The organism is Pseudomonas sp. 22490 (assembly GCF_052044465.1).
In the GTDB taxonomy this organism is placed as follows: Bacteria; Pseudomonadota; Gammaproteobacteria; order Pseudomonadales; family Pseudomonadaceae; genus Pseudomonas; species Pseudomonas aeruginosa.
Genome location: NZ_JBQENS010000005.1, coordinates 263,477 through 286,672, shown reverse-complemented (window position 1 = coordinate 286,672; position 23,196 = coordinate 263,477). Strand labels below are relative to the sequence as shown.

General features: G+C 64.0%; 21 protein-coding genes and 1 pseudogene. 15 read left to right on the top strand and 7 right to left on the bottom strand.

Going from position 1 to position 23,196, the window contains the following annotated elements:
• Positions 1 to 123 precede the first annotated feature (123 nt).
• The 4 genes and pseudogenes from ACTJJX_RS08215 to ACTJJX_RS08200 all read left to right on the top strand — a co-directional run bounded on the left by ACTJJX_RS08215 (position 124) and on the right by ACTJJX_RS08200 (position 3,236).
• Entirely contained in the window at positions 124 to 1,395 is a 1,272-nt protein-coding gene (locus ACTJJX_RS08215) for an IS4-like element ISPa1635 family transposase (RefSeq protein WP_004423958.1), read from the top strand.
• Positions 1,396 to 1,636: 241 nt separating this feature from the next.
• Positions 1,637 to 1,972 (top strand): annotated as a pseudogene (locus ACTJJX_RS08210) (TIGR00645 family protein); the annotation flags it as partial.
• A 256-nt stretch (positions 1,973 to 2,228) separates the two neighbouring features.
• Positions 2,229 to 2,534: a DUF6482 family protein gene (locus ACTJJX_RS08205; RefSeq protein WP_003105116.1), complete on the top strand. Its 306-nt coding sequence runs from the start codon at positions 2,229 to 2,231 to the stop codon at positions 2,532 to 2,534.
• 84 nt (positions 2,535 to 2,618) lie between these two features.
• Positions 2,619 to 3,236 carry an FKBP-type peptidyl-prolyl cis-trans isomerase gene (locus tag ACTJJX_RS08200; RefSeq protein WP_003094769.1) on the top strand — a complete coding sequence of 206 codons (618 nt, stop codon included), beginning with the start codon at positions 2,619 to 2,621 and terminating at the stop codon, positions 3,234 to 3,236.
• A 69-nt stretch (positions 3,237 to 3,305) separates the two neighbouring features.
• Here ACTJJX_RS08200 and ACTJJX_RS08195 read toward each other — a convergent pair whose 3' ends face one another.
• The 3 genes from ACTJJX_RS08195 to ACTJJX_RS08185 all read right to left on the bottom strand — a co-directional run bounded on the left by ACTJJX_RS08195 (position 3,306) and on the right by ACTJJX_RS08185 (position 7,006).
• On the bottom strand, positions 3,306 to 5,333 hold the full coding sequence (locus ACTJJX_RS08195) for a c-type cytochrome (protein WP_016852121.1): 2,028 nt from the start codon (positions 5,331 to 5,333) through the stop codon (positions 3,306 to 3,308).
• Positions 5,334 to 5,675: 342 nt separating this feature from the next.
• A complete protein-coding gene (locus ACTJJX_RS08190) occupies positions 5,676 to 5,900 on the bottom strand; it encodes a PA4570 family protein (RefSeq protein ID WP_003094765.1) in 225 nt (74 codons plus the stop codon).
• Positions 5,901 to 6,037: 137 nt separating this feature from the next.
• Positions 6,038 to 7,006, bottom strand: a complete 969-nt coding sequence (locus tag ACTJJX_RS08185) for a polyprenyl synthetase family protein (RefSeq protein WP_003094763.1) — start codon at positions 7,004 to 7,006, stop codon at positions 6,038 to 6,040.
• A 240-nt stretch (positions 7,007 to 7,246) separates the two neighbouring features.
• Between ACTJJX_RS08185 and rplU the strand changes: the two genes are divergently transcribed.
• The 5 genes from rplU to ACTJJX_RS08160 all read left to right on the top strand — a co-directional run bounded on the left by rplU (position 7,247) and on the right by ACTJJX_RS08160 (position 10,866).
• A complete protein-coding gene (gene rplU / locus ACTJJX_RS08180) occupies positions 7,247 to 7,558 on the top strand; it encodes a 50S ribosomal protein L21 (RefSeq protein ID WP_003094761.1) in 312 nt (103 codons plus the stop codon).
• A 23-nt stretch (positions 7,559 to 7,581) separates the two neighbouring features.
• Positions 7,582 to 7,839 carry a 50S ribosomal protein L27 gene (gene rpmA, locus ACTJJX_RS08175; protein ID WP_003094760.1) on the top strand — a complete coding sequence of 86 codons (258 nt, stop codon included), beginning with the start codon at positions 7,582 to 7,584 and terminating at the stop codon, positions 7,837 to 7,839.
• Positions 7,840 to 7,980: 141 nt separating this feature from the next.
• Positions 7,981 to 9,201: an Obg family GTPase CgtA gene (cgtA, locus tag ACTJJX_RS08170; RefSeq protein WP_003094758.1), complete on the top strand. Its 1,221-nt coding sequence runs from the start codon at positions 7,981 to 7,983 to the stop codon at positions 9,199 to 9,201.
• 70 nt (positions 9,202 to 9,271) lie between these two features.
• Positions 9,272 to 10,390: a glutamate 5-kinase gene (gene proB / locus ACTJJX_RS08165; protein WP_003094756.1), complete on the top strand. Its 1,119-nt coding sequence runs from the start codon at positions 9,272 to 9,274 to the stop codon at positions 10,388 to 10,390.
• 11 nt (positions 10,391 to 10,401) lie between these two features.
• Complete coding sequence (locus tag ACTJJX_RS08160) at positions 10,402 to 10,866, top strand: CreA family protein (RefSeq protein WP_003094746.1); 465 nt, start codon at positions 10,402 to 10,404, stop codon at positions 10,864 to 10,866.
• Positions 10,867 to 10,932: 66 nt separating this feature from the next.
• On the opposite strand, the gene rpsT is transcribed toward ACTJJX_RS08160, so the two are convergent.
• Positions 10,933 to 11,208 carry a 30S ribosomal protein S20 gene (gene rpsT / locus ACTJJX_RS08155; protein WP_003094744.1) on the bottom strand — a complete coding sequence of 92 codons (276 nt, stop codon included), beginning with the start codon at positions 11,206 to 11,208 and terminating at the stop codon, positions 10,933 to 10,935.
• A 283-nt stretch (positions 11,209 to 11,491) separates the two neighbouring features.
• On the opposite strand from rpsT, the gene murJ reads away from it, so the two are divergent.
• The 6 genes from murJ (at position 11,492) to ispH (ending at position 18,885) form a co-directional block, all read left to right on the top strand.
• Positions 11,492 to 13,030, top strand: a complete 1,539-nt coding sequence (gene murJ, locus ACTJJX_RS08150; RefSeq protein ID WP_003102622.1) for a murein biosynthesis integral membrane protein MurJ — start codon at positions 11,492 to 11,494, stop codon at positions 13,028 to 13,030.
• Positions 13,031 to 13,126: 96 nt separating this feature from the next.
• Positions 13,127 to 14,065, top strand: a complete 939-nt coding sequence (ribF, locus tag ACTJJX_RS08145; protein WP_003102619.1) for a bifunctional riboflavin kinase/FAD synthetase — start codon at positions 13,127 to 13,129, stop codon at positions 14,063 to 14,065.
• A 23-nt stretch (positions 14,066 to 14,088) separates the two neighbouring features.
• Positions 14,089 to 16,920 carry an isoleucine--tRNA ligase gene (gene ileS, locus ACTJJX_RS08140; protein ID WP_003102617.1) on the top strand — a complete coding sequence of 944 codons (2,832 nt, stop codon included), beginning with the start codon at positions 14,089 to 14,091 and terminating at the stop codon, positions 16,918 to 16,920.
• A complete protein-coding gene (gene lspA / locus ACTJJX_RS08135) occupies positions 16,913 to 17,422 on the top strand; it encodes a signal peptidase II (RefSeq protein ID WP_003094728.1) in 510 nt (169 codons plus the stop codon). The genes ileS and lspA overlap by 8 nt, the downstream gene beginning before the upstream one ends.
• Positions 17,415 to 17,855 (top strand): FKBP-type peptidyl-prolyl cis-trans isomerase, encoded by a 441-nt coding sequence (gene fkpB / locus ACTJJX_RS08130; RefSeq protein ID WP_003102613.1) that lies wholly within the window; start codon positions 17,415 to 17,417, stop codon positions 17,853 to 17,855. Before lspA ends, fkpB begins: the two co-directional genes overlap by 8 nt.
• A gap of 85 nt (positions 17,856 to 17,940) precedes the next feature.
• A complete protein-coding gene (gene ispH, locus ACTJJX_RS08125) occupies positions 17,941 to 18,885 on the top strand; it encodes a 4-hydroxy-3-methylbut-2-enyl diphosphate reductase (RefSeq protein WP_003094724.1) in 945 nt (314 codons plus the stop codon).
• Positions 18,886 to 18,931: 46 nt separating this feature from the next.
• On the opposite strand, the gene pilE is transcribed toward ispH, so the two are convergent.
• Genes pilE through pilY1 form a run of 3 tightly spaced genes read right to left on the bottom strand, consistent with a single transcriptional unit; the run spans position 18,932 to position 23,194 of the window.
• The gene (pilE, locus tag ACTJJX_RS08120; protein WP_003094721.1) at positions 18,932 to 19,357 is read right to left on the bottom strand and encodes a type 4a pilus minor pilin PilE; all 426 of its coding nucleotides are present in this window, start codon (positions 19,355 to 19,357) and stop codon (positions 18,932 to 18,934) included.
• The gene (gene pilY2, locus ACTJJX_RS08115) at positions 19,354 to 19,701 is read right to left on the bottom strand and encodes a type 4a fimbrial biogenesis protein PilY2 (RefSeq protein WP_003102609.1); all 348 of its coding nucleotides are present in this window, start codon (positions 19,699 to 19,701) and stop codon (positions 19,354 to 19,356) included. The genes pilE and pilY2 overlap by 4 nt, the downstream gene beginning before the upstream one ends.
• 1 nt (position 19,702) lies before the next feature.
• Positions 19,703 to 23,194, bottom strand: coding sequence for a type 4a pilus biogenesis protein PilY1 (gene pilY1, locus ACTJJX_RS08110; protein ID WP_003102607.1), 3,492 nt, complete (start codon positions 23,192 to 23,194; stop codon positions 19,703 to 19,705).
• Positions 23,195 to 23,196: the final 2 nt, after the last annotated feature.

Sequence of the window (23,196 nt, the reverse complement as noted above, 5' to 3'; positions counted from 1 at the left end):
CAATGTCATCAACTTTGGAAATTATCCATAAATATCATATAATTAGCGCTCAAATCAGTGCATGGGAGAAGCCCTTTTGACTACCTATACCGCATCGCTTGACACCGCCAGCCAAACCCTGGCTTGAAAATTGTACAAAAAATAACCAGCCCGCTCGATTGTCCCGCCTTCATCGCCGCCCACCGCCAGAATCCTCAAGACTTTACCCGCCGACGCCAGCTCACCTTCAAGAACCTCGTCCTGTTCCTGCTCAATCAGCCGCGCACGGCCCTGCAAACCGAACTCGATCAGTTCTATCGCGTACTCAATCAGGCGTCGACTGAGACGCAAATGGTCACTGCGCAGGCCTTCTGCAAAGCGCGCAAAAAGCTCAACCCCGAGGTATTTGAAAGTCTCAATCGCCTCCTGCAGCAACAAATTGACTGCTTCGGGCTGCGTCAGAAGTGGCGTGGGCTGAGGGTGCTCGCGGTGGATGGCTCGACCGTGCATTTACCCCTGGAGTCGACCATGGCGACCTTCTTTGGCAGTCACTCTGGCTTTCCCATGGCTCGCTTGTCCACACTCTACGAAGTCGCTGACGGTCAAACCTTGCATAGCCTGATCGTGCCCCTGACAGTCGGTGAGCGCGACTGTGCCCATCTGCACCTTGAGCACCTGCCGGCTGACAGCCTGACGCTGTTTGACCGTGGTTACCCTGGGCACTGGTTATTCGCGCTGTTCGCGCAGCAACAGCGGCACTTTCTGATGCGCCTGCCCTGTGGCTATAACGCCCAGGTCAAAGCGTTTCTACACTCTGGCCAAGTTGAAGACACACAGCTTTTCGTGGCCAACCATCCTGAAGCACGTCTGTTCTGCTCCGAGGCTGGCGTTGATCCTGCCAGCCAGATCGAGCTGAGACTGATCCGGGTCGAGTTGGCCAACGGCGAAAGCGAAGTATTGCTGACCTCGCTGCTGGATCGAGAAGCCTTTCCCGCTGAGGTGTTTGCCGAGCTTTACCACCGCCGCTGGGGCATCGAAACCGACTTCCGTCGCCTCAAACAAACCCTGACGCTGGACAACTTCAGCGGCCGCAGCGTGACCGCTGTAAAGCAGGACTTTCATGCCGCTCAACTGTTGAAGAACCTGGCGCTGTTGATGCAGCACCTGCTACAGCCGGTCATCGAACAGCGCCACAAAGGTCGCAAGCTGCGATGGAAAGTCAACTTCACCCAAGGCGTGTCACGGCTCAAAAATACCCTGGTCGAGCTGCTGGTGCGGCACTGTGCTCAGGGGCTGAGCAATGTGCTGGCCTTGATGGCTAAAAGCCTCAGTGCCGTACGCTCAGGCCGTAGCTTTGCGCGCCAACGCAAACGCGCAGCCAGCCGAGGTTGTGAGGGCTACAAACCGACGCGCTGAAGAAACACCACCGCCCAACCTCCGTGCAAAAAAAGCTGGCCACAAGCGGTCGGCATAGGCTCGTCCGGAGGACGAGAAATCTCGCCTAGACAGCCGGAACAGACGATGATCACATCACCGCCAGCCCAGCTAGACCGCCTGATTGAGCGGCAGAGGCCTGGTCATCGCCCGACGGCCATGGCGGCTGGCTGCTTCGGGGGGCTTGCCTTGGGCAGGGCTGCAGCTTAGGTTGATGACATTGGACCTGATCCTGGTCCTGCTCTCACTGATCGACATGGCTCTGGTTGGCGGCCTGTTGGTCATGGTGATGATCTCCGGCTACGAGAACTTCGTTTCGCAACTGGACATCGACGAAGGCAAGGAAAAGCTCAGCTGGCTGGGCAAGATGGATTCCGGCTCGCTGAAGAACAAGGTGGCCGCCTCCATCGTGGCGATCTCTTCGATCCACCTGTTGCGCATCTTCATGGACGCGAAGAATGTGCCGGACAACAAGCTGATGTGGTACGTGATCATCCACATGACCTTCGTGCTCTCGGCGTTCGCCATGGGCTACCTGGATAAGCAGACCCGTCACTGACGACCCTCTCCAGTGTTTCGCTCGCGCCGCCCGGCCGTTGTAAAACGGACGGGCGGCGGCGTTTCCGGCTTGCGTTGCCTGCCGCCTGGGCAAGACTTTCCTGTGATATCGGGCGGACGCCGGGAGCGGGCGTCCTTCGCATCGTCGGGGCCTGCCGGCCGGACGATGCCGGGAGTCGGGCCGGCGCTGTCGGGACCGAGGCGGTTGGCGGAAACCTGGAGGCTTCCGCTGCCTGCGCAACCTCGAGAGGTTCGCGATGAACATGCAGGATCTCGCCGGCCGGGTCCAGGCCGGACATATCGACGCCTTGCACCTGGTGTCGCTGGAGGGCGGCATCTATGTCCTGGAGGCGCAGATGGGCGACCGCGCCTATCCGGTGGAGGACGATCTCGGCCAGCCGGTCAGCCTGCGCTCCGTGGAGCATGCGCGCCAGGTACTGCGCGGGCTGGACAGGGTTCCGGTGGAGTTGGTGTGCGCCGATGTCGATGACGAGATGTGTGGACTCCTGGCCGAGTCGGGTTCGTTTATCGGCGGGCTGCCGCTGTCGATCCGCCAGGGTTGAGCACAAGCGGCTGCGCCGGTAGGGGGGAAGGGCCTTCTGTGCTAGGCTGGCCGCCCTTTTTCGACCCCACAGCGGAGCAGCGCCATGAGCGAACTCAACCTGACCACTGACGAAGCCCGTGTCAGCTACGGCATCGGCCGTCAACTGGGCGACCAACTGCGCGAGAATCCGGTTCCGGGCATGACCCTGGACGCAGTCCTGGCCGGCCTGTCCGATGCGTTCGCAGGTATCGACAGCCGGGTTTCCGGCGAGGCGCTGTCGGCCAGCTTCCAGGTGATCCGCGAGCGCATGCAGGCCGAAGCCCAGGCCAAGGCCGAAGCCGCCGCTGGCGAAGGCCGCGCCTACCTGGCCGAGAACGCCAAGCGCGAAGGCGTGACCGTGCTGCCCTCGGGCCTGCAGTTCGAAGTGCTGAGCACTGGCGAGGGCGCCAAGCCTTCCCGCGAGGATACCGTGCGCACCCACTACCACGGCACCCTGATCGACGGCACCGTATTCGACAGCTCCTACCAGCGTGGCCAGCCGGCCGAGTTCCCGGTGGGCGGCGTGATCGCCGGCTGGGTCGAAGCGCTGCAACTGATGAACGCCGGCTCCAAGTGGCGCCTGCACGTACCGAGCGAACTGGCCTATGGCGGCCAGGCCGTCGGCAGCATTCCCCCGCACAGCGTGCTGGTGTTCGACGTCGAACTGCTGGAAATCCTCTGAGGCGCATCGGCCCCAGGAAGGAGCGAAACGCCCCGTCGACGCATCGACGGGGCGTTTTTCATGGCGGCATCAGTAGCGGGCATCCAGCGGACGCTTGTCCTTCGGCCAGTCCTTGATCTTGTCCGGGAAGTCCGGGCGCGGCTGGTGCGAAAAGTACTCCGCGACGTCCACTGCGTCCTGGTCGCTGAGGCCGCCCTGGCCGAGCGGGAAGCGTTCCTGGAAGCCGATCGGCATGTTGTGCTTGACGAAGGCGGCAGCGGTGAAGGTCCGCGCCATGCCGGCGCCGATATTGAACGACTCGTCGCCCCACAGCGGTGGGAAGAGCATCTCGCCGGCACTGTTCCTCAGCCCCTCGCCATTCTCGCCATGACACACCGCGCATTGTCGGGCGTAGACCTTGCGGCCGTTCTCCGGGTCGGGCTTCAGCGCCGGGTCGACCTTGCCGACGCCGCGGCCGGCGACCTTGTCCTGCGGCCGGGTGTTGTTCTTCATCCAGTCGAAGTAGGCCACCATCGCCTGCATGTCGGCAGAGTCCGGCGGCAGAGGCTTACCGTTCATCGAGCGCCGGAAGCAGCCGTTGATGCGTTCCTCCAGGCCGATGACCTTGCCCGCCCGGGGCGCGTAGCTGGGGAAGAACGCCGAGACGCCGACGAAGGGCGAGCCGTCGGCTACGGTTCCGGCGTTCAGGTGGCAACTGGTGCAGTTCAACTGGTTGCCGACGTTCGCCGGCAGCAGCTCGCGGGTCTCCAGGTGCAGGCGCATGCCGCGTACCACCTGTTCGGCGTTCGGCGCCGCGAGCATGTCCGCCAGGCGTGGAGAGACGAAGGTCGTGGCCGGGCCGTTGCCGGCCTCGATCCGCTGGCGCAGTTTCTTCACCTGGCCGGCATCGATCGACGAACCCTGGTTGCCCCAACTGCTGCGGACGAAGCTGAGGATCTCGGCGATTTCGCGGTCTTCCAGCTGGGCGAAGCCGGGCATGGTGTAGACCCGCGAGTGGGTTGCGGTCTGCGCGGTTTTCCAACCGGTAAGGGTGATATGCAGTAGCGTGCTCGGGTTGGCCGAAGCGACCGTGGGGTTGCCGGCCAGCGGCGGGAACATGCCCGGGACGCCGCTGCCGTCCTTGCGGTGGCAGTCGGAGCAGAACTGCGCGTAGCCGAGACCGCCCCGCGAGCTGTACAGGTCGACCGGTGCTGCCAGTGGGCGTTCGCTGTCGGGCATGGGCAGGTCGTCCTTGCCGGCCGGCAGGGACTTCAGGTAGCTGGCGATGGCCAGCAGATCGTCGTCGCTGAAGTGCTGGGTGCTGTGGTGGATGACATCGGTCATGCTGCCGGACACCGTGGCGAAGCGGTTCTGCCCGGTCTTCAGCAACTGCACGGTGTCCTCCACCGTCCACAGGTTGCGCAGGCTCAGGGCTTGCCATTGTTCGACGGTTTCTCCGGCGAGGTAGAACTGCCCGGAACGACCGGCTTCGCTCATGGCTTTTTCCTGGAAGGCGATGCCGCGCGGAGTATGGCAGGCGCCGCAGTGGCCGAGCCCCTGTACCAGGTAGGCGCCGCGGTTGATCACCGGGTCCGCGTCGCTGGAGGGGATGAACGGCGCGTCGTCGAGGAACGCCCAGTTCCACAGCGACAGGCCCCAGCGCTGGTTGAACGGCCAGCTCATCGCGCTCGGCGTATTCGCCTGGGTGACGGGTTGCACGCCGTGCATCAGGTAAGCGTACAGCGCACGCATGTCTTCTTCGCTGATCTTGGCGTAGGACGGGTAGGGCATCGCCGGATAGAGATTCACTCCCTCGGCGGTCACCCCCTTGCGCATGGCGCGGTCGAACTCTTCGAAGCTGTAGCGGCCGATGCCGGTCTCCCGGTCGGGAGTGATGTTGGTCGAGTAGATGGTACCCATTGGCGTCTTCAGCTCCAGGCCGCCGGCCATCGGCGCGCCCTGCGGGCCGGTATGGCAGGCGATGCAGTCGCCGAGCTGGGCCACGTAGCGGCCTTTTTCGATGAGCGCAGCGTCCGTGGTCGGTTCGCTGGCATGGAGCAGGGGAACGATGGAGCACAGCGCGCCGAGCAAGCCGAGGCGCGGGAAAGAAGCAGGCATTTCCTCATCCTTAGGCGTAGGCCTGGGGCGGTCCCCTCGGCCACGGTCCATTCTTTTTTTCGTTATGCGGCCGTCGACAGGACGACGGTCACGCCGCTGTTGTAACGGCTTTCAGGCGAGGTCGGCTTGATGTGGATCAGGCAGGAATCCCTGTCGCGGCGAGGAGCTGCCGGCGTGCTCGGGCGAGGCGTTGCGGAAAGACCGGGACATGAGGAAAGTGACTCCGGGAAGGTCGTCCGTGACCTTCCCGGAACCGGCCGGAGGCGCCTTTGCCTCCGTTCGTGCGATCCGCCTCCCGGGCAGCGGCGCACGGATGACGCGTCCTGGCGTCATCGCAAAGGCTCAGCGCAGGGCGCGGGCGTAGCAGAAGAGGAACAGGTTGCGTACCAGCTCCTTGAGGATCAGCGGTTCGCTCGAGTTCAACTCGTGCAGGTCCAGGCCGCCCTGGTCACGCAGTTCGTCCAGCGCGTCTTCTTCCAGGACTGCGCAGATTTCCCCGGTTTCCCGGTGCAGGATCCGCAGGTAGGGGTGTGGCCGATCAAGCCAGGCATCGATCAAATAAGTCATGGCGCTCATCTCCGTGACAAGACTGTGAGATGAGAATAATTCTTATTATCGTAATAGCAAGTCTTGATCGTGCCTTTCGTCGCAAAACGAAAACGCCGCCGTGAAAACGGCGGCGTTCGTCACAAGTCGAGCCCGGTTCAGTGGGTACGGGCGACAGCGAATTCGCTGAGTTCGACCAGGGCGGAGCGGTATTCGTTGTCCGGCAGCGTATCCAGGCAGGCGATGGCGCGGGCGGCGTAGTCGCGGGCGAGGTTGGCGGTATAGTCCAGGGCGCCGGCAGCCTCGACGGCGGCACAGACGCTCTCCAGGTCCTGGCTGCCGCCTTGCTGGATGGCCTTGCGTACCAGCGCGGCCTGCTCCTCGGTGCCGTCGCGCATGGTGACGATCAGCGGCAGGGTGGGCTTGCCTTCGGCGAGGTCGTCGCCGACGTTCTTGCCGAGGGTCGCAGCGTCGCCGCGGTAGTCGAGCAGGTCGTCCACCAGCTGGAAGGCGATTCCCAGGTAGTCGCCGAAGCGGCGCAGTGCCTCGGACTGTTCCTCGCCGGCCTGGCACAGCGCGGCGGCGCTGTGGGTCGAGGCCTCGAAAAGCATCGCGGTCTTGCCGCGGATCACTTCCATGTAGGTCTCTTCGGTAGTGCTGGCGTCGCGTACCTTGGACAATTGCAGCACTTCGCCCTCGGCGATCACCCGGGTGGCCTGGGATATGATGCGCATGACCGGCATGGAACCCAGCTCGACCATCATTTCGAAGGAGCGGGCATAAAGGAAGTCGCCTACCAGCACGCTCGGCGCGTTGCCCCACAGGGCATTGGCGGTGGAGCGGCCGCGGCGCAGGCCGGAGGCGTCGACGACGTCGTCGTGCAGCAGAGTGGAGGTGTGCAGGAATTCGATGGTGGCGGCCAGCAGGCAGAGGTCGTCGCCCTTGTAGCCCAGGGTCTTGCCGGCGAGCAGGACCAGCAGCGGACGCAGGCGCTTGCCGCCGGCGGAGATGATGTAGTCGCCGATCTTTTCCACCAGGGGAACGCGGGAGGTGAGTTGGCGACGGATGATCCCGTCGACGGCGGTGAAATCTTCCGCCACCACGCGGTAGAAGGCCTGGGGTTGCATCAGTGACAATAGCTCCACAAAGATTGCGCGGCATGCTAGGTGGCAGGGGGGGGACTGTCAAGGAAAGGCCCGTGGCACTTGCCTCGGCCTGGACCTTTCCGTACAATCGCGGGCCCTGAACTTCCTTGGCATACCCTGCCTTACGCAATTGCACGGGCGTCCGATCCGACCCCATGCAGCCATGCCGGCCGATTCCTACTTCTATAAAGCGTCGGGTGAGCAGGTTTAACGGAGATACACATGTACGCAGTGATTGTTACCGGTGGCAAGCAGCACAAAGTCACCGAAGGCGAATTCCTCAAGGTCGAGAAACTCGACGTCGCTACCGGCGAAGCGATCGATTTCGACCGCGTCCTGCTGGTTGCCAATGGCGAAGACGTGAAAATCGGCCTGCCGGTCGTCGAAGGTGCGAAGGTTACCGCTGAAGTGGTTTCCCACGGCCGTCACGACAAGGTCCGCATCATCAAGTTCCGCCGTCGTAAGCACCACATGAAGCGTCAGGGCCACCGCCAGTGGTTCACTGAAATCAAGATCACCGGCATTCAGGCCTAATTCCTTTCTGGAGGATATGACTCATGGCACACAAAAAAGCTGGCGGTTCTACCCGCAACGGCCGCGACTCAGAAAGTAAACGCCTTGGCGTGAAACTGTTCGGCGGCCAGGCTGTAAAGGCTGGCAACATCCTGGTTCGTCAGCGCGGCACCAAATTCCACGCCGGTTACGGCGTTGGCCTGGGCAAGGACCACACCCTGTTCGCGAAAGTGGACGGCGTGGTCAAGTTTGAGACCAAAGGCGCCTTTGGTCGCAAATACGTGAGCATCGTTGCTGCCTAAGCAATAGCTCGCTGAAAAAGCCCTGTCTCGCGACGGGGCTTTTTTGTTTCTGCGCCGGCTTCCGGCCATGCCCTGCTTTCGGGGCATCCTGTATCCTATGTTTTTTTCTGTTAACCCGCCCTCGTGGTGGGAGGCGTATCCATGAAATTCGTCGATGAAGTATCAATCCACGTGAAAGCCGGTGACGGCGGCAATGGCCTCATGAGCTTTCGTCGCGAGAAGTTCATCGAAAAGGGCGGTCCCAACGGCGGCGACGGTGGCGACGGCGGTTCCATCTACCTGGAAGCCGACGTCAACCTGAACACCCTGGTCGACTATCGCTACACCCGCCGTTTCGATGCCCAGCGCGGCGAGAACGGCGGCAGCAAGGACTGCACCGGGGCCAAGGGCGACGACCTGATCCTGCCGGTGCCGGTCGGTACCACCGTGATCGACGCCAATACCCAGGAAATCATCGGCGACCTGACCGAGCCCGGTCAGCGGCTGATGGTCGCGCAGGGCGGCTGGCACGGCCTCGGTAACACCCGTTTCAAATCCAGTACCAATCGGGCGCCGCGCCAGACCACCCCGGGCAAGCCGGGCGAGGCGCGTGACCTCAAGCTGGAACTGAAGGTGCTGGCCGACGTCGGCCTGCTGGGACTGCCGAATGCCGGCAAGAGCACTTTCATCCGCGCAGTGTCCGCGGCCAAGCCGAAGGTGGCCGACTATCCGTTCACCACCCTGGTGCCGAACCTCGGCGTGGTCAGCGTCGGTCGCTACAAGAGCTTCGTGGTCGCCGACATTCCCGGCCTGATCGAAGGTGCCGCCGAAGGCGCCGGGCTGGGCATTCGCTTCCTCAAGCATCTGGCGCGGACCCGCATCCTTCTGCATCTGGTGGACATGGCGCCGCTGGACGAAAGCGATCCGGCCGATGCCGCCGAGGTCATCGTTCGCGAGCTGGGTCGCTTCAGTCCGGCGCTGACCGAGCGCGAGCGCTGGCTGGTGCTGAACAAGATGGACCAGATCCTCGATCCGGCCGAGCGCGAGGCGCGCAAGCAGGCGGTGATCGAGCGGTTGGGCTGGGAAGGCCCGGTCTATGTGATCTCCGCCCTGGAGCGCGATGGCACCGAGGCGCTCAGCCAGGACATCATGCGCTATCTCGACGAGCGTACCCTGCGCCTGGAAGAAGATCCGCAGTATGCCGAGGAACTGGCCGAACTCGACCGGCGTATCGAGGACGAGGCGCGGGCCCGTCTGCAGGCCCTGGACGATGCGCGCGCGCTGCGGCGTTCGGGTCTGAAGAACGCCGGTGCGGTGGATGACGATGATTTCGATGATGAGGAAGACGACGGCGACGGTCCGGAGATCTTCTACGTTCCCTGATGGCGTGATACCCCGCCGGGCGGGCCGGCGGGGCTGAAGAGTCGAAGCCTGGGCTTCTAAGGTTGAGGGTATGCGGGACAAGGTGACTGGCGCGCGGCGCTGGGTGGTGAAGATCGGTAGCGCCCTGCTGACGGCCGATGGCCGTGGGCTGGATCGCAATGCCATGGCCGTTTGGGTCGAGCAGATGGTGGCGCTGCATTGCGCCGGCATCGAGCTGGTGCTGGTGTCGTCCGGCGCCGTCGCCGCCGGTATGAGCCGCCTGGGCTGGGTGTCCCGACCTAGCGCGATGCACGAACTCCAGGCCGCCGCCTCGGTGGGGCAAATGGGGTTGGTGCAGGCCTGGGAGTCCAGCTTCGCCCTGCATGGCCTGCAGACCGCCCAGGTGTTGCTGACCCATGACGACCTCTCCGACCGCAAGCGCTACCTGAACGCCCGCAGCACCCTGCGGACCCTGGTCGAGCTGGGCGTGGTCCCGGTGATCAACGAGAACGACACGGTGGTCACCGACGAGATCCGCTTCGGCGACAACGACACCCTGGCGGCACTGGTGGCCAACCTGGTCGAGGCCGACCTGCTGGTGATCCTTACCGATCGCGACGGGATGTTCGACGCCGATCCGCGCAACAATCCCGATGCCCAACTGATCTACGAGGCGCGTGCCGATGATCCGCAGCTCGATGCGGTGGCCGGCGGCAGTGCCGGCGCCCTGGGGCGCGGCGGAATGCAGACCAAGCTGCGGGCGGCGCGCCTGGCGGCGCGTTCCGGCGGGCATACGGTGATCGTCGGCGGGCGTATCGAGCGTGTCCTCGACCGCCTGCGCGCCGGCGAACGCCTCGGCACCCTGTTGACCCCTGATCGCAGTCGCAAGGCGGCGCGCAAGCAATGGCTGGCCGGCCACTTGCAGATGCGCGGCACCCTGGTGCTGGACGATGGGGCGGTGAAGGCGGTGAGCCAGGATCACAAGAGCCTGTTGCCGGTTGGGGTCAAGGCGGTCCAGGGCAGCTTCCGTCGCGGCGAGATGGTGGTCTGTGTGGACCAGGGCGGGCGCGAAGTGGCACGCGGCCTGGTTAACTACAGTGCGCTGGAGGCGCAGAAGATCCTCGGTCAGCCGACGGATGCCATCGAGGCCTTGCTCGGCTACGTGGATGGGCCGGAGCTGGTGCATCGCGACAATCTGGTTCTGGTCTGAGGAGAGGGCGAATGCGCAAGCTCGCGGGGTTGCTGGGTGGTCTGCTGCTGTTGCCGGCGCTTGCCGGGGCGGAGGAGATCGGCGAGGTTTCCACGGTGTTCAAGTGGGTCGGGCCGAACGACAAGATTGTCGTCGAGGCTTTCGACGATCCCAAGGTGCAGGGCGTGACCTGCTATCTGTCGCGCGCCAAGACCGGTGGGGTCAAGGGCGGCCTGGGGCTGGCGGAGGATCGCGCCGAGGCGTCGATCGCCTGTCGCCAGGTGGGGCCGATCCAGTTCAGTGGCGAACTCAAGGATGGCGAAGAGGTGTTCAAGCAGCGCACTTCGCTGGTGTTCAAAAGCATGCAGGTGGTGCGCTTCTTCGATCGCAAGCGCAATGCCTTGGTCTATCTGGTCTACAGCGACCGGGTGATCGAAGGTAGTCCGCAGAACGCGGTGACGGCGATTCCCCTCATGCCATGGCCGACCGCTCGCTGAAGCGAGCGAGTCGCGGGCAATAAAAAACCGGCCATTGGCCGGTTTTTTATTCGAGCAAGGCGTGCCTTAGGCGGCAGCGGTGCTGAGGGCCTTGATGTGGCCGCTCAGACGGCTCTTATGACGAGCAGCCTTGTTCTTGTGGATGATGCCTTTGTCAGCCATGCGGTCGATCACCGGTACAGCGGCGGTGAAGGCGGCCTGGGCTTTTTCCAGGTCCTTGGCGTCGATGGCTTTCACGACGTTCTTGATGTAGGTGCGCACCATGGAGCGCAGGCTGGCGTTGTGGCTGCGACGCTTCTCAGCCTGTTTGGCGCGTTTTTTGGCGGAAGGTGTGTTGGCCACCGTCGAGCTCCTCGAAAAAAACTGGGTAAATAGCGAACAAATTAAGGCCGCGAATAATGCCGTCGCCTCCAGGGGTTGTCAAGGGGCTGCACATGCGGCCGGAAAGATCGGCGACGGATGTCGCCTGCTTTCTTGCGGGTGATTTATTCCGGCGCGCATTCTACACTCGGCGCGCCCTTGCGGACCGCCGTTCGGCGGCGAGGGCGTACTCGCGCGATGAACCGGCCCGGCCGGTCGCGGTCTTGGACAGGATCAATTTCGACATGCCGGCAGCCCGACATCCATGAATCTTCTCAAATCATTGGCGGCGGTGAGTTCCATCACCATGCTGTCGCGGGTCCTCGGCTTCGTCCGCGATACCATCCTGGCGCGGATCTTCGGTGCCGGCCTCGCCACCGACGCCTTTTTCGTCGCCTTCAAGCTGCCCAACCTGTTGCGGCGGATCTTCGCCGAGGGGGCGTTTTCCCAGGCTTTCGTGCCGATCCTGGCAGAGTACAAGAACCAGCAGGGCGAGGAGGCGACGCGGACCTTCATCGCCTACGTTTCCGGCTTGCTCACGCTGGTGCTGGCGCTGGTCACGGCGCTCGGCATCCTCGCCGCGCCCTGGGTTATCTGGGTCACCGCGCCGGGCTTCGCCGATACCCCGGAAAAGTTCGCCCTGACCACCGACCTGCTGCGGGTGACCTTTCCTTATATATTGCTGATCTCGCTGTCGTCCCTGGCCGGCGCGATCCTCAACACCTGGAACCGCTTCTCGGTGCCGGCCTTCGTGCCGACCCTGCTGAACGTCGCAATGATCGGCTTCGCGCTGTTCCTCACGCCTTATTTCGATCCGCCGGTCATGGTGCTGGGCTGGGCGGTGCTGGCCGGCGGCCTGTTGCAGCTCCTCTATCAACTGCCGCACCTGAGGAAGATCGGCATGCTCGTGCTGCCGCGCCTGAACCTCAGGGACAGCGGCGTCTGGCGGGTGATGAAGCTGATGCTGCCGGCGATCCTGGGGGTCTCGGTGAGCCAGATCTCGCTGATCATCAACACCATCTTCGCCTCGTTCCTGGCAGCCGGTTCGGTGTCCTGGATGTACTACGCCGACCGCCTCATGGAGCTGCCTTCCGGCGTATTGGGCGTGGCGCTGGGGACGATCCTCCTGCCGATGCTGGCGAAGACCTATTCGAACAAGGATCGCCATGAGTACTCGCGCCTGCTCGACTGGGGCCTGCGCCTGTGCTTCCTGCTGGTGCTGCCGTGTTCGCTGGCCCTGGCGATCCTCGCCGAACCTCTGACCGTCTCGCTGTTCCAGTACGGCAAGTTCACCACGGTGGACGCGGCGATGACCCAGCGCGCGCTGGTCGCCTACTCCGTCGGCCTGCTCGGCATCATCCTGGTCAAGGTTCTGGCGCCGGGCTTCTATGCCCAGCAGAACATCCGTACGCCAGTGAAGATCGCGCTCTTCACCCTGGTTTCCACCCAACTGATGAACCTGGCCTTCATCGGCCCGCTTCAGCATGCCGGCCTGGCCCTGTCCATCGGCCTGGCCGCCTGCCTGAATGCCGGCCTGCTCTACTGGCAACTGCGCAAGCAGCGTCTGTACCTGCCGCAACCGGGCTGGGCGAAGTTCCTGGTCAAGCTGGTGGTCGCGGTGCTGGCGATGTCGGCGGTGCTGCTGGCCACGATGCACTGGCTGCCGGCCTGGGAGCAGGGCGCCATGCTGGAGCGATTCCTGCGCCTCGGCCTGCTGGTGGTTGCCGGTCTCCTGGCCTATTTCGGTATGCTCGCGCTGCTGGGTTTCCGCCTGCGCGACTTTTCCCGCCGGGCGGTGCTGTGAAGCGCGTCCGGGCTGGCGGCGGGATCATGCCGTTTTGCCTGTTGTCCGGCGCCCGGTACGCGTATAATCGACCACTTTCTGAGCAATAAGCGTGCTATGCAGCTGCTTCGCGGACTACACAACCTGCAGCCCCTGGCCGGGGGCTGCGTCGCCACCATCGGTAACTTCGACGGCGTCCACCTCGGGCACCAGGCTATCCTGGCGCGTCTGCGCGAGCGCTCGCTGGAGCTGGGCGTACCCAGCTGCGTGGTGATTTTCGAGCCGCAGCCGCGCGAGTTCTTCTCCCCCGATTCGGCGCCGGTGCGCCTGACCCGCCTGCGCGAGAAACTCGAGTTGCTGCGTGGGCAGGGCGTCGACGTGGTGCTCTGCCTGGCCTTCAACCGCCGCTTGCGCGAGCTGTCGGCAGCCGAGTTCGTCCGCCAGGTCCTGGTCGATGGACTGGCGGTGCGGCATCTTGAAGTGGGCGACGATTTCCGTTTCGGCTGCGACCGCTCCGGTGACTTCGCCTTCCTGGTGAACGCCAGTCGCGAGCAGGGGTTCACCGTCGAGGCGGCCACCACCGTCGAACTGGACGGTGTGCGGGTGAGCAGCACGCGGGTCCGCCAGGCCCTGGCCGAGGGCGACCTGCATCTCGCCGAGCGCCTTCTGGGGCGTCCCTTCAGCCTGAGCGGACGGGTCCTGCATGGACAGAAACTCGGCCGGCAACTGGGCTCGCCCACGGCCAACATTCAACTGAAACGGCGCAAGGCGCCGTTGAACGGGGTCTACCTGGTCAGTACGCTGGTCGATGGCCAGCGTTGCCAGGGGGTGGCGAACATCGGCACCCGCCCTTCGGTGAACGGCGACGGCCGTCCCCATCTGGAAGTGCACCTGCTCGATTTCGCCGGCGATCTATACGGCCGGCATCTGCAGGTGACCTTCCACCAGAAGCTGCGCGACGAGCAGCGTTTTGCCTCCCTGGAGGCACTCAAGGCGGCGATTCTCGCGGATATCGCCGCCGCCCGGGCCTACTGGCTGGGCCAACCGCTTGATTGAAGAGATCCTGAACAGGCCCTGAGATGACCGACTACAAAGCGACGCTAAACCTTCCGGAAACCGCCTTCCCAATGAAAGCCGGCCTGCCCCAGCGCGAGCCGGAAACCCTGAAGTTCTGGAACGACATCGGTCTGTACCAGAAGCTGCGGGCCATTGGCGGCGACCGTCCGAAGTTCGTCCTGCACGATGGCCCTCCGTACGCCAACGGCAGCATTCACATCGGTCACGCGGTCAACAAGATTCTCAAGGACATCATTGTCCGCTCCAAGACCCTGGCGGGCTACGACGCGCCCTATGTGCCGGGCTGGGATTGCCACGGCCTGCCCATCGAGCACAAGGTCGAGACCACCCACGGCAAGAATCTTCCGGCGGACAAGACCCGCGAACTGTGCCGCGAATACGCGGCCGAGCAGATCGAAGGGCAGAAGGCCGACTTCATCCGCCTGGGCGTGCTCGGCGAGTGGGACAACCCCTACAAGACCATGAATTTCGCCAACGAGGCGAACGAAATCCGCGCCCTCGCGGAAATGGTCAAGCAGGACTTCGTGTTCAAGGGCCTGAAGCCGGTCAACTGGTGCTTCGACTGTGGTTCGGCGCTGGCCGAGGCCGAGGTCGAGTACGCCGACAAGAAGTCGCCGACCATCGACGTCGGCTTCCCGGTGGCGGATGCCGACAAGCTGGCCGCGGCCTTCGGCCTGGCGGCCCTGGACAAGCCGGCGCAGATCGTCATCTGGACCACCACGCCCTGGACCATCCCCGCCAACCAGGCGCTGAACGTGCATCCGGAGATCGACTACGCGCTGGTCGATGCCGGCGATCGCTACCTGGTGCTGGCCGAGGCCCTGGTCGAGTCCTGCCTGGCGCGCTACCAGCGCGAGGGCAAGGTGGTCGCCACCGCCAAGGGCGAGGCGCTGGAACTGATCAACTTCCGCCATCCGTTCTACGAGCGCCTGTCGCCGGTCTACCTGGCCGACTACGTGGCCCTCGATGCCGGCACCGGTATCGTCCACTCGTCGCCGGCCTACGGCGAAGACGACTTCTATACCTGCAAGCGCTACGGGATGAGCAACGACGACATCCTCAGCCCGGTGCAGAGCAACGGCGTCTACGTCGACTCGTTGCCGTTCTTCGGCGGCCAGTTCATCTGGAAGGCCAACCCCAACGTGGTGGCCAAGCTGGAAGAGGTCGGCAGCCTGCTGGCCCACGAAACCATCAATCACAGCTACATGCACTGCTGGCGGCACAAGACGCCGCTGATCTATCGCGCCACCGCGCAGTGGTTCGTCGGCATGGACAAGCAGCCCAGGCAGGGTGCTTCCCTGCGCGAGCGAGCGCTGGAAGCCATCACCCAGACCGAATTCGTCCCGGGCTGGGGCCAGGCGCGCCTGCACGGAATGATCGCCGGGCGTCCCGACTGGTGCATCTCGCGCCAGCGCAACTGGGGCGTACCGATCCCGTTCTTCCTGCACAAGGCCAGTGGCGAACTGCATCCACGCACCGTGGAGCTGATGGAAGAGGTCGCGCAGCGAGTCGAGAAGGAAGGCATCGAAGCCTGGTTCAAGCTCGACGCCGCCGAGCTGCTCGGCGAGGAGGCCGCGCAGTACGAGAAGATCAACGACACCCTGGACGTCTGGTTCGACTCCGGCACCACCCATTGGCACGTGCTGCGTGGTTCCCACCGGATCGGCCATGCCAGCGGCCCGGTCGCCGATCTCTACCTGGAAGGTTCCGACCAGCACCGTGGCTGGTTCCACTCCTCGCTGCTGACCGGCTGCGCGATCGACAACCATGCGCCGTACCGCCAGTTGCTGACCCACGGTTTCACCGTCGACGAGTCCGGCCGCAAGATGTCCAAGTCGCTGGGCAACACCGTGGTGCCGCAGACCGTCATCGATACCCTGGGCGCCGACATCCTGCGCCTGTGGGTGGCTTCGACCGATTACTCGGGCGAGATCGCGGTATCCCAGCAGATTCTCCAGCGTAGCGCCGATGCCTACCGGCGGATCCGCAATACCACGCGCTTCCTGCTGTCCAACCTGAACGGTTTCGATCCGGCCACGGATCTGCTGCCGCCCCAGGAAATGCTGGCCCTGGATCGCTGGGCGGTCGACCGCGCCCTGCTCTTGCAGCGCGAGATCGAAGAGGCGTACCGCGAGTACCGCTTCTGGAACGTCTATTCCAAGGTGCACAACTTCTGCGTACAGGAGCTGGGCGGGTTCTACCTGGACATCATCAAGGACCGCCAGTACACCACCGGCGCCAACAGCGTCGCCCGGCGCTCCTGCCAGACCGCACTGTTCCACATCGCCGAGGCCCTCGTGCGCTGGATCGCCCCGATCCTGGCGTTCACCGCCGAGGAAGTCTGGAAGTTCCTGCCCGGCGAGCGCGCCGAGTCGGTAATGCTCGCCACCTGGTACGACGGCCTCAGCGAACTGCCGGCCGACGTGACGCTGAATCGCCAGTACTGGGAACAGGTCATGGCGGTGAAGGCCGCGGTCAACAAGGAGCTGGAGAACCAGCGCGCGGCCAAGGCCGTGGGCGGCAACCTGCAGGCTGAGGTCACCCTGTATGCGGAAGACGCGCTGCAGGCCCAATTGGCCAAGCTGGGCAACGAGCTACGCTTCGTCCTGATCACCTCGACCGCGACCCTGGCGCCGCTGTCGGCGGCTCCGGCCGACGCGGTGGACAGCGAAGTCGCCGGCCTCAAGCTGAAAGTGGTCAAGTCGACCCACGCCAAGTGCGGTCGTTGCTGGCACCATCGCGAGGACGTCGGTCAGCACGCTGCGCATCCTGACCTGTGTGGTCGCTGCATCGAGAACATCGAAGGCAGCGGCGAGGTTCGCCACTATGCCTGAGGTCGATCGTTTCGGGCGCTTGCCCTGGTTGTGGATCACCGTGCTGGTGTTCGTCCTCGACCAGCTCAGCAAGGCGTTCTTCCAGGCCGAACTGAGCATGTACCAGCAGATCGTGGTGATCCCCGATCTGTTCAGCTGGACCCTGGCCTACAACACCGGTGCCGCCTTCAGCTTCCTGGCCGACAGCTCGGGCTGGCAGCGCTGGCTGTTCGCCCTGATCGCCATCGTCGTCAGCGCGATCCTGGTGGTCTGGCTGAAACGCCTGAAGAAAGGCGAGACCTGGTTGGCCATCGCCCTGGCGCTGGTGCTCGGCGGCGCCCTGGGCAACCTCTACGACCGCATGGTCCTTGGCCACGTGGTGGACTTCATCCTGGTGCACTGGCAGAACCGCTGGTACTTCCCGGCGTTCAACCTGGCCGATAGCGCCATCACCGTCGGCGCCGTCATGCTGGCGCTCGACATGTTCAGATCGAAGAAATCCGGAGAAGCCGCCCATGGCTGAGTCGACCCGCATTGGCCAGGAGAGCCGCGTCACCCTGCATTTCGCCCTCAAGCTGGAGGACGGCAACGTCGTCGACAGCACCTTCGACAAGCAGCCGGCCTCGTTCAAGGTCGGCGACGGCAACCTGCTGCCGGGCTTCGAACAGGCGCTGTTCGGCTTGAAGGCTGGCGACAAGCGGACCCTGAGCATTCTTCCCGAACAGGGCTTCGGCCAGCCGAATCCGCAGAACGTGCAGATCATGCCGCGCGACCAGTTCCAGGACATGGAGCTGGCCGAGGGCCTGCTGGTGATCTTCAACGACGCGGCCAAGACCGAACTGCCGGGCGTGGTCAAGGCGTTCGATGAGCAGCAGGTGACCGTCGACTTCAATCATCCGCTGGCCGGCAAGACCCTGGCCTTCGAAGTCGAGATCATCGACGTCCAGCCGGCCTGAACCGTCGGTCGCTGCGCCCTTCCCAAGCGGGGAGGGCGGTAGCAAGGTTCATTCGTCCAATCACCGCGTCGCCCACGAGACCGCCATGCAAATCAAACTCGCCAATCCCCGCGGCTTCTGCGCCGGCGTGGATCGCGCCATCGAGATCGTCAACCGTGCCCTCGATGTCTTCGGCCCGCCGATCTACGTGCGTCACGAGGTGGTGCACAACAAGTTCGTCGTGGACAACCTGCGCCAGCGCGGCGCCATCTTCGTCGAGGAACTCGATCAGGTGCCGGACAACGTCATCGTCATCTTCAGCGCCCACGGCGTTTCCCAGGCGGTCCGCAAGGAAGCCGAGGGGCGCGGCCTGAAGGTTTTCGACGCGACCTGTCCGCTGGTGACCAAGGTGCACATGGAAGTGGTGCGCTACAGCCGCGACGGCCACGAATGCGTGCTGATCGGGCATGAAGGGCACCCCGAGGTGGAAGGCACCATGGGCCAGTACGATGCCAGCAACGGTGGTGCCATCTACCTGGTGGAGGACGAGGCCGACGTCGCCGCGCTGGAGGTGCGCAAGCCCGAAGCCCTGCACTACGTGACCCAGACGACCCTGTCGATGGACGACACCTCGAAGGTCATCGATGCCCTGCGCGCCAAGTTCCCGCAGATCCAGGGACCGCGCAAGAACGACATCTGCTATGCCACCCAGAACCGCCAGGATGCCGTGAAGGAACTGGCCGACCAGTGCGACATGGTCCTGGTGGTGGGCAGCCCCAACAGTTCCAACTCCAACCGCCTGCGCGAACTCGCCGAGCGGATGGGCACGCCGGCCTACCTGATCGACGGCGCCGAGGACATGCAACGCGGCTGGTTCGACGGTGTGCGTCGCATCGGAATCACCGCAGGCGCTTCCGCGCCGGAAGTGCTGGTGCGCGGCGTGATCGCCCAGCTACGCGAGTGGGGGGCGTCGGAGGAGCAGGAACTGGAGGGGCGGGAGGAGAACATTACCTTCTCGATGCCCAAGGAACTGCGGGTCAAGGCTTTGTGAACCGTGCGCAATGAAAGAGCCCCTCTTGTAGAGGGGCTCTTTCGTTTCAGCGCCAGCAGTCGTTGACGGTGCTGTTGTTGCCGGTCTTGCCGGCTGCGCCGCGTTCGCCGAGCTGATTGAGGGTCAGCTTGCCGCAGGTCTTGTCGCGGGTCTGCGAGTTGATCGGCGTGGCGGTCAGGGTATAGGTGGTGCTGGTGGGCGTCGCTATGGTGAGATTGTACAGGTTGTTCGGCGAGTTGGCCGAACTCATGCCCAGCTTGGCCACGTCCTTGGTGTAGCCGACCCCGGGGTTCTGCGAGTAGTAGCGTTCCTGGCGCGCGGCCGCGTCCGAGAGCAGGGCCTGGCCCTCGGTGCGGTTGGAGCGGATCACGTAGTTCTGGTAACTGGGAATGGCGATGCCGAGGAGGATGCCGATCACCGCCACTACCACCACCATTTCCAGCAACGTGAAGCCCTTCTGTCTTGTCCTCATCGGGGCTGCTCCTCCCCGTCCTGGCGGGGCTGTTCTTTCTCGATCATCTCGGCCAGCTCCTGTTCGCTCATCTGTTTGTGAATGTAGATATCGGTGATGGTGGACCACGGCTGGCTGACGGTGCCAGAGTAGGACACCACGGAGCCCGGCTTGACCTGAAACAGGCTGGGCATGCCGTTCCTGACGGTGCTGTTGGGCAGGCGGTAGAGCCGGTGGTCGATGTCCACCAGGTTCTTCTCGACCTGGACTTCGAAGACCACGCCAGCGCCTTCGAAGGTCTGGGGATCTTCGGCCCAGCAGAGGCCGGGAACGGCCAGGGCCAGCAGCATAGGCAGCACTTTCATATCAGTTCTTTCCTTCGATGGGGCGCCAGTTCTGGCGGCCACGGGTGTTCGGACCGGGGTTCACGGTCAGGCATTCGCCCGAGGAGCAGACTTCCGGATTGCCCTGTTCGTTGGTGCTCAGCGTCAAGCCTCCCAGGCCTTTCTGCTCGGTACCGGATACCGCGACGTTCTGCTTGTTGTAGCTGTAGTCGGATTTCGAGTCCACGACGCCCTGGCGTGCCAGGTCGAACACGGTGAAGCTGGTGCGACCGCCGGTATAGGGATCGAGGCCATAGGTCCAGTTGCTGGCGCCGTCGGCACAGGGGTCATCGTTCGGGGTGATGGTTTGCAGCAGCACCACCTGGCCGATGGCGATCATGTCCTCGATCAGCATCTCGCCCTTCAGGGTGCCGTTGACCATGAAGTCCAGATACCAGCCGGACTGCTTGGTGCTGCCGTCATTGTTCAGCCAGTTGACCGGGTTCTGACTGGCGATGCGAATGGTGCGAGCGGTCGAGGCGAAGGTCGAGTCGGCCTGGAGGTCCAGGGTCTGCTGCTGCAGGTTGCCGCGCGTCAGTCGGGGTGTGCTGCCCGCGGCTTCGCCCTTGGTTTGCTGGTCCCAGATGCCGTAGAGCGTCTGGGCGCGGCTGGTATCGGCCCGGGCGTCGCTGTTCTCGAAGTACTTGCCGGTACCGAAGATCACGATGTAGCCCTTGCGTGTCGGATGGCGAACCAGCGAGGGCGCGGCGGTGATCGCTTGCGCCGCGCCGGCGGAGTCGACCGCCGAATAGAGCGGCTGGCCACCGAAAGACACCCTGAAGCTCGAGGCCACCGCCGGGCCGTCGTTGGCTCGGCTGAACGGATCGTCCTGGTTGACCTTGCCGGCGATCAGGTCGAAGCGCCAGAGGTTGCCTTGCAGGTCGCCGGCGTAGGCGTAGTCGGCTACGCCGTCGCTGTTGTTGTCTGCCAGGCGAGGGCTGGATAGACCGTTGGGTACGCCGGTCCTGCCGGTGACTTCCAGTTTGCGGGTGATGGCCCCGGTCTCCAGGTCGATGATCAGCAGCGCGGCCTTGTCGTTCAGGCTGGAATAACCGTTTCCGGTGACCACGGCCCACTTGCCGTTGTGCAGCCGGGCGACCGTGGGTTTGGGGAAGCTGTAGCCAAGGTCGGGCTCCTGGTCCACGCCGATTTCCCAGAGCAGCTTGATGTTGGCGGGGTCGGTCACGTCGAGGGCGAACAGACCCTTGCCGCCGGCGCGCAGGCTGCCGATCAGCACGGTATGCCAGGCGCCGCCGAAGAAGGCGTCGGCGACCACCGGCGAGCCGTCGACGTAGAACTGGTGGGCGCCGCCCTGGTAGCCGCGGGCGGTCAACTTGTGGAGCTTCTCGAAGACCGCGCTTGGGATGAAGGCGAAGGTCTCGTTACCGTCGGTATCGAAACCGTGCAGCATGCCGTCGTTGGCGCCGACGTATACCCGCGGGGCACGGGTTTTCTGTGCTTCTGCGAACGTGGAGTAGTTGCCGCTGGGCTCGATCGGCTGGGCCAGGTAGGTCAGGTACTGGGCCTTGCCGACCGTCGCCGGCGAGGAGTTGATGATATCGCCGAGGATCGAGTTGCGGGTGCGGAAGTTGTCGCTGTTCTCCTTGCTGCGATCGCCACGCAGGAAGGCCACTCGGTCCTGGCCCTTGGTGTCGGCGACATCGTTGCGGTCCGGATCGCGGTTCAACTGCCGCTGCTGGTCGGCGCTGAGGCTGCCCCAGGTGAACTCCTTGAGGCCCGAGGTACCGGATCCGGCCATCATGATCTTGCGGCCAGCTCCACCGTTGGGCATCGCGTCGAGGATACTCTGCGCGCTCCACAGCTTGGTCTGCACGGTGGCCTTGTCCTGGGTGGTCAGGCTGTAGCGGGTCAGGTCGCCAGCCCAGTTCTTGTCGCTGGCGAAGCTGGTCTGGTAGGCGAAGCGGGTCAGCTTGTCGCCAGTGTCGTCTTCCTGCAGGGACGAGCTGATGGCGGGGCGGGATGCCGGCAGGTCCTTGCCCGAAATTCGGTTGAGGATGTCCTGGAAGGCCGCGACCAGTTGGTCCGGCGAGTCGGCGCTGAAGAACTCGCCCCGGGAATTCACTGCGGCGTGCCACAGGTCATAGACGTTGTTGCTATGGTTATTCGAAGCGTTCGGCCAGCTGAGGCGCCCGGCGGCGATTTCGTCATAGCCGCCGGAGTAGGTGGAACCCTCCCACTTCGGGCTGGTGAGGCTGGTGGTCAGGCCCAGGCCCAGGGTATAGGTCACCATGTGCTGCCAGGTCGCCGGATCGTTGCGCGGATTCCAGTACTCCGCCGAGGGATTGGCCTGGTCCGGGTAGGGAATGTACGGCTTGATATTGTCGTCGATATCCGGCCGGGCATCGGTGGCCCAGTAATGGAAGGCCTGGTCGGCCAGGGTATTGGACGCAGCATCCCTGTAAGGCGTCTGGCTGCTGTAGCTCTTGCCATCGGGGAGGCTACGACTCGTGCTGTCGGCATTGCCTACGCTGGCCGAGTCGTTGTTCCAAAGACCATCGGTCATCAGAATGTGATAGCTGCCACGGCAGCTGTATTCCGGCGAGGTCTGGGTACCAGGTCGATAGGCATAGGGGCCGTTGACGCCGGTCTTCTTGAGAAACTCCCCTGCTCGAGTCATGGCCTGACGCAGCGGAGTACCACCTCCGACCGACAGGTTCTCCAGCCAGTTGAAGAAGTTCACCCGATGTTGCCCGGTGAAGTCTCTCAGGTAGTTGTTGTAACAGTTACTGGAGCCACTGCCGATCAGGCACGAGGAACTGTTCAGTAGTTGCCAACTGATCCGGGCGTTTTCAGGCAGGCTGTAGAACGCCAGGTTAGCGGCGGTCTGGGTGGCCAGGGCGCGGGTACGATAGAAGGAGTACCAGTTGGCGAAGTTCTGCTGCTGGGCCGCGCCGCTGATTTCCACACGGGTGTAGCAACTCGAAGTGGTGAGGCTGCAACCGCGGCCCCCGCTGTATTGGTAGTAGAAGGCAGGAGCCCCGTACCAGTCGATGCTGGACTCGGTGCCTGCTCCCGATCCGCCCTGGTACTGCACCGTTGGCCTGTAGTCACGGGAAAGGTTTACCCGGCCTTCCTGAGTGAAACCGTTGCGCCATGCCGCGGTGAAGCTGGGCTTGGAATAGTCCTGCACCTGGATCTGGCCATTGGAAAGGGTCACCTTTTTCGGCAGCTTGTACTGGGTATTCGGGTCGAAGTACATCGGGTTGTAGCTGTTCGACGCGAAATAGACGTTGTTGCGGCTGTTGACCAGGCTATCCGGTGCATAGGCATAAGCCATACTGCCCGAGTCGTCGAGAGTCACCAGCATGTTCGGGGCGACGCCCTGGATCAGCATCAGCGGCTGCTGGCTGACCGACAGGGCGGCGGCGTGGGTGGTCTGGGCGGAGAGCAGGACGGCGCCGCTGAGCGCGGCTGCCAGCGAGGTCTTGCCGATCTGGTGGAGTACCGATTTCATGC